This is a genomic window from Vibrio sp. M260118, assembly GCF_036533755.1.
Lineage (GTDB): Bacteria > Pseudomonadota > Gammaproteobacteria > Enterobacterales > Vibrionaceae > Vibrio.
This window is the reverse complement of sequence record NZ_JATABG010000309.1, coordinates 1-4,365: the sequence shown is the minus strand read 5'-3', so window position 1 is coordinate 4,365 and position 4,365 is coordinate 1. Positions and strand designations below refer to the sequence as shown.

Sequence of the window (4,365 nt, the reverse complement as noted above, 5' to 3'; positions counted from 1 at the left end):
AATCTGCTCGTCGATTGATTCGCCGCTATTACTAACGCCAATACTCACAGTTACTTGAATTGACTCAGATTCGTGCTTAATAGTGGTCTTTTCAATACGCAGTCGAACATTCTCGACGCGGGTGAGGAACTCATCAAACGCGAGATGAGACAGAATACAGAACTCCTCGCCGCCAAACCTGGCCACTACCTCATGTGGGAAGTAGATCTTAAGAATATTGGCGATTACCTTGAGGGCAGCATCCCCGCCTGCGTGGCCATAATTGTCATTGACCGATTTGAAGTGGTCTATATCAAGCATGGCAATATTTCGCTCGCTTCTTGCTAGCGAAGCTTGCGCAAATAGATATCGACGATTCCATAATCCGGTTAGAGCGTCTTGATTGGCAAGCTTGTGTAACTCTTCGGTAGCTTCACGCATATTAAGTAGTTGGTGAACTCGGCAATAAAACTCTTCATGGTTGAACGGCTTGGTTAGAAAGTCATTGGCGCCCGCTTTTAGAAATTGAGCAGTGAGCGTTTTCGAGTCACTTCCTGACAGTCCAATGATACCTAGGCTATTTTTGTCATAGGTTTGGCGGATCTCTTGGATCATCGCGATGCCATCTTTGTTGGGCATGTCATGGTCAGTAATGACAAAGGTGATACTCGGGTCTGCGTTGAGCTTATCAATAGCCACTTGGCCGTCTTCTGCTTGAGTGGTTTTTATATACTGATGTTCTAATAGTTGGGTTACATGCCGACGAACCGTTGCTGAGTCATCGACGACTAACGCATGGTGTTTGTCGTTGTTAAGTAGTCGATTAGCAAGCGGTATAAGGTAGGAGACCGATGCCATACTATCTTTAAGTAGGTAGTCGACTACGCCTTTGGCAAGGAAACGTTCTCGCGCATCATTATTGAATGTTGCAGTAAGGACAATGACTTTGTGCTTATGTTCTAAAACCAGATCAATGACTTCTCCGTCCTGAGCGTCGGGAAGGCAATAATCTAAAACGGCAAATCGGAACTCTCTATGTTGTTGCAGTAGCTGTTCGGCCTCGGCTAAAGTCTCTGCACTATAAACCTGACAGCCAATCGCAGAAAGCTGTTGGTTTAAATAGTTCTGATACGCTCGGCTATCTTCAACAACCAGTACTTTATGGTTCAAAGCTGTATCTCATGATCATATTGTTGTTTTTGTTATTTAATAATAATCCATATGCCGAGATTCGTTGGATAATTTGCAGACAAATTTCGCTATGAGCAACGGCTAAAATCAACTAAACTGTATCTATATACAGTTGTTTATGGTTGGTTAATTGTGGAAAGCGAAACAGTCAGAAAAATTATCCATGTTGATATGGACTGCTTCTATGCTGCCGTAGAGATGCGAGATAATCCCTCTTACCGTGGCCGACCATTGGCTGTTGGTGGCCATGAGAAACAGCGTGGTGTCTTAAGTACCTGCAACTATGAAGCAAGACAGTTTGGTATTCGCAGTGCAATGCCGACGGGAAAGGCGCTAAAACTGTGCCCACAACTGCTAGTGGTTCCAGGGAGGATGCAGGTCTACAAGCAGGTCTCGAAACAGATCCACGAAATCTTTCATCGTTATACCCCATTGATAGAGCCGCTATCGCTTGATGAGGCCTATCTGGATGTCACCGGCTGCCCGCAGTATCAAGGTTCAGCTACATTAATTGCAGAAGCGATTAGACGCGATATTTGCAATGAACTCGAGTTAACCGCCTCTGCGGGTGTTGCGCCGATTAAATTTTTGGCAAAAGTGGCTTCAGACATTAATAAGCCCAACGGACAGTTTGTCATCCCGCCCAACCAAGTACAGACCGTGATTGATAAATTACCACTAGAGAAGATCCCTGGTGTGGGTAAAGTTAGCCTAGAAAAACTTCATCAGGCTGGCTTTTATCTCTGTGAAGATGTGAAGAACAGTGACTACCGAGAGTTACTGCTCAAGTTTGGTCGATTGGGTGCCTCTTTGTGGAATAAGAGTCATGGCGTTGATAATCGTCAAGTTTCTGTTGAACGGGAGCGTAAGTCAGTGGGTGTAGAGAGAACGTTTAGCCACAACATTAGTACCTATCAAGAGTGTTGGCAGGTGATTGAAGAGAAACTCTTCCCTGAGTTGGAAAAGCGTTTGCAGAAGGCGTCACCTGACAAAGCGATCATCAAACAGGGGATCAAACTTAAGTTCGCCGACTTCCAGCTCACCACGATTGAACACATTCATTCTGAGCTAGACCTAGAGTATTTTAAGCAGCTATTGACCAACATATTGAAACGCCAGAAAGGACGAGAGATTCGCCTACTCGGCTTGAACGTAATGCTTAAGCCAGAAGAGCAGACCAAACAGCTAAGTTTCTTTTAGTCTATAGACCTTGTTAACTCCTAGCCTGCTCGATCAGTTCAAGCACTTGAGCAAAAGGCGTGGACACTAAACGACCAAACCCAGACAAAGAGCGAGCTTTGAGCTGAGTGAATTTAGGTGTCGCAATTCCACATAAGAACTTTGCTTGCAGTGTAAGTGATAACGGTTCGCCCGCCTTGGTGTCGAGTTCATTTATCCAATTAGTGATTTGATCGCTGCTGTGTTGATCCAATTTGGGGTGTGGCAGAATCGCTTTTTCTCCACGACAGACACTACAATGACCACACTGAGTCGGTGCGTTGTGATCAGCAAAATAGCGCGCAAGTTCAGAGCTTAAACAGTTCTCTGACTGGAAAAATTTGAGCAGGTTGTGGATTCGTTCGACATCGCTGTGCTCTTTCTGTTTGAACAGTTGCCACAGGCGATGACTGAGTTCGTCAATGCTTTCAGTTGTCTGGTTAACTTGGTAAACCTCCGTCATCATTTTACTTTCAAGTTCAATCCAGCCTTTCTCATTAAAGTAGTCGAGCGCAGCGACAGCTCGACTTCTCTCTCCTTGGCATTTATGCCACAGGGCTTCGAAATCAACCTGACACCAAACCTTGGCTTTGGTTGAGCAATCAAACAGGTCTGATACAAACCGCTGACGGGCAGAGTCAAACTGCTGAGTGATAAACTGCCTATCTTGGATAAACTTAAATCGGTAGTCAGCGAAGTAACTGAACTTGGCTTGGATTAAATTGGCCATCTCCATGTAAACCAGTAACGTTTTTAGCGGCAACTGGCGAACGTTAGCTTCACTGGAAAGTCGAGATAGCACTACTTCCCACTGCGGTGCGTTGGCAAATGCTTGCTGGAGGACGGCATGAATATCGTTGAGTTCTGGTGTGTCACCGTAGACGAAGTTTTCTAGCGTACTCAGTCCATTTTGATTGGCGAGTAGGGTACATTGAGATGGTTTTCCGTCTCGGCCTGCACGACCAATTTCTTGGGCGTAGTTTTCAATTGATTTAGGCAAGTCAAAGTGAATCACGCGGCGGATATCAGCTTTATCAACCCCCATTCCAAATGCAATCGTGGCGACGATACAGTCAATCTCACCACGCATAAACTGGTCTTGAATTGACTCTCTGATCTCGTTTTTCATGCCTGCATGATAAGCGTGGGCGTTGATGCCAGCTTTGATCAGTAGGCTAGCGACTGATTCAGCGCTTTGCTGTAAGGTGACGTAAACAACCGTCGGCGCACTAGGTTCGGGCTTGAGCAGATCGAGTAGACGTTCCGCCTTATTATCCTCTTCACACGGAACAACATTGATATCCAAATTAGCGCGGTAGAAGCCGGTAACCACAAGGTCACGGCTATCAATAGAGAACTTGCTCTGCATATCCTCAATAACTGCTTGAGTTGCCGTCGCGGTAAGCAGTAGTGCCTGAGGAATGTTGAACTGCTTAAGGTACTGCGGGAGCTTGAGGTAATCTGGCCTAAAGTTATGGCCCCATTCAGAGATACAGTGCGCTTCATCAACAACTAACATAGAGATGGGTACTTGGGCGATAAACTGCCTAAAACGCTCATTCTTTAACCTCTCAACCGAGATCATTAAAATCTTAATGTCACCGCTGCGCACACGCTCCATCACTTGCTTGGTTTGCTCGCGTGTTTGACTTGAATCTATAGAGGCTGCGGGTATCTGCTTGCTGTGCAAAAAAGCCAGTTGATCTTTCATCAGTGCCAGAAGAGGAGACACCACTAATGTGAGATTGGGCAGCAGAAGAGCAGGGAGCTGATAACAAAGCGACTTGCCTGAACCGGTTGGAAAAATAGCGGCACATGAGCGCCCTTCAAGCAGAGTTTCAATCGCTTGGCTTTGTCCTTGTCTGAGTTTATCAAAGCCAAAGCTCTGTTTAAGGGTTTTCTCAATGATCGGCTGGTGAGTGGAAGTCTCCATCGGGTTATTCTCGCTATTCTCTTCTGCTTAGGTCAAAGGTATTC

General features: G+C 45.7%; 3 protein-coding genes. 1 reads left to right on the top strand and 2 read right to left on the bottom strand.

Annotation, left to right across the window (positions count from 1 at the left end; translation table 11 throughout):
- A partial coding sequence (locus QTO00_RS15565; protein WP_331425602.1) for a GGDEF domain-containing response regulator occupies nucleotides 1-1,149 on the bottom strand: 1,149 nt, incomplete at its 3' end.
- 153 nt (nucleotides 1,150-1,302) lie between these two features.
- On the opposite strand from QTO00_RS15565, the gene dinB reads away from it, so the two are divergent.
- On the top strand, nucleotides 1,303-2,370 hold the full coding sequence (gene dinB, locus QTO00_RS15560; protein WP_331425601.1) for a DNA polymerase IV: 1,068 nt from the start codon (nucleotides 1,303-1,305) through the stop codon (nucleotides 2,368-2,370).
- 13 nt (nucleotides 2,371-2,383) lie between these two features.
- Here dinB and QTO00_RS15555 read toward each other — a convergent pair whose 3' ends face one another.
- A complete protein-coding gene (locus tag QTO00_RS15555; RefSeq protein ID WP_331425600.1) occupies nucleotides 2,384-4,321 on the bottom strand; it encodes a RecQ family ATP-dependent DNA helicase in 1,938 nt (645 codons plus the stop codon).
- Nucleotides 4,322-4,365 lie beyond the last annotated feature (44 nt).